The following is a 1,501-nucleotide window of genomic DNA, read 5'->3' as shown; positions in this document are numbered from 1 at the left end:
GGGGAATCTCCAGGAGCCGCGGCCGGTGGCGCAGTTGCGGGTCGCGGCCGACCTCGTGGACGCGCTCGCCGAGCAGATCAGGGCCTGGATCCGGCCCGGCAAGGTCGCATTGATCGGCTGCGAGGCGATGGCCGCGCCCTGGTGGTGCCGCCTGCGCTCGGTGCTGCCCGGGCACGACCTGGTGTGCGCCGACGAGCTGGCCTGGGAGGCGCGCCGGATCAAGAGCCCGGCCGAGCTGGACCTGCTGCGCGCCTCCGGAGCGCTGGGCGTGCGCGCGATGGCCGCCGCCAGGGACGCCGCCGAGCCGGGCGCGACGGAGGCCGACGTGGCGGCCGCCGCCGTCGCCGAGATCGTCCGGGCGGGCGGCGTCTACTCCGGCATGGGCATCTCGTCCGGCGCCGAGTCCCACACGTTCGCCGCCTCCGGCCCCGCACCCTATTCCGCCGGTCGGCGGCTCGCGGCGGGCGATCTGCTCAGGATCGATCTGTACGGCTCGGTGCACGGCTACCTGTTCGACCTGGCCCGTACGTGGGTCGTCGGCGAGGAGCCGACCACGGAGCAGCGGCGGCTGCTCGACGCGGTGCGTGACAGCGTCCTGGCCGGGATCGAGCTGCTGCGGCCCGGCCGGCCCTTCGGCGAGGTGGCGCGCCGGTGCCAGGAGGTGTTCGAACGGTCGGCGTTCGCGGCCCATCACGGGCTGCCCGAGCCGGAGATGCACGGGGTCTGGGGGCACGGGCTCGGGTTGTCGTTCGAACCGCCGTGGATCATCGAGGATGGGCCGCACGCGGGCGAGCGGGCCGAGGCCGGGATGTGCCTGGCCCTGGAGCGCAGGCTCGCGGTTCATTCCGTGGGCGGCGCCGGGTACGAGGAGGACGTCATCGTCACCGACGCGGGCCCGGAGCTCACCACCGTGAGCCGCAGCCCCGAACCCGCCGCACGTTAGCTGCTACGGCTGTCACCGGCCCCGGGATCCGGCCCGCCGGAGCCGGCCGGGTATTCCCGAAGCGGAACAAGGTCTCTTGACCAAGCCGACATGACAGGCGCGAGAACCCGCCACGCCTCCTCGGCCTCATCGCCGCGGATGGACAGGGCGGCGTTCCCGTTCAGCACGTCGAGCAGCAGCCGGCCGTAGGCGGGAAGGTCGGGCGCCTCCAGCCGCGCGGTCAGCGTGAGCGGGGCAAGGGTATACGCGCCGGAGCCGACGCCGGTCAGAGCCAGGGTCATGCTTTCCGGTTCGAGCCCGAATCGGAGCACGTTGGGCGTGGCCTGCCCGCTGTGGCCGAAGGGCAGGTGGGGGACGGGCCGGAAGCGTACCGCGACCTCTTTTCGGTCCTCTTTGAGCGCTTTGCCGCTGCGGAGCCGGAAGGTCGTGCCGGACCAGCGCCAACTCTCGAGTTCCAGCTCTACCTCGGCGAACGTCTCGGTGCGGCGCTGTGGGTCCACGCCTTCCTCGTCGATGTAGGCCGGAACTTCGCGGTCGCCGACGCGGCCGGCCAGATAG

General features: G+C 73.1%; 1 protein-coding gene and 1 pseudogene. One reads left to right on the top strand and one right to left on the bottom strand.

Translation table 11 applies throughout. From position 1 onward, the window contains the following. Window positions 1-943, top strand: a 943-nt coding sequence (locus tag AB0J09_RS64545) for a M24 family metallopeptidase (protein WP_360714366.1), incomplete at its 5' end; no start/stop codon positions are given. Here AB0J09_RS64545 and AB0J09_RS64540 read toward each other — a convergent pair. Then, window positions 940-1,501, bottom strand: a pseudogene (locus tag AB0J09_RS64540) (glucose-6-phosphate dehydrogenase); the annotation flags it as partial. The gene AB0J09_RS64545 and the pseudogene AB0J09_RS64540 overlap by 4 nt on opposite strands.

The organism is Nonomuraea sp. NPDC049784, from assembly GCF_040659615.1.
Lineage (GTDB): Bacteria > Actinomycetota > Actinomycetes > Streptosporangiales > Streptosporangiaceae > Nonomuraea.
The sequence above is the reverse complement of the archived record's forward strand: the minus strand, read 5'-3'. Positions and strand labels throughout refer to the sequence as shown.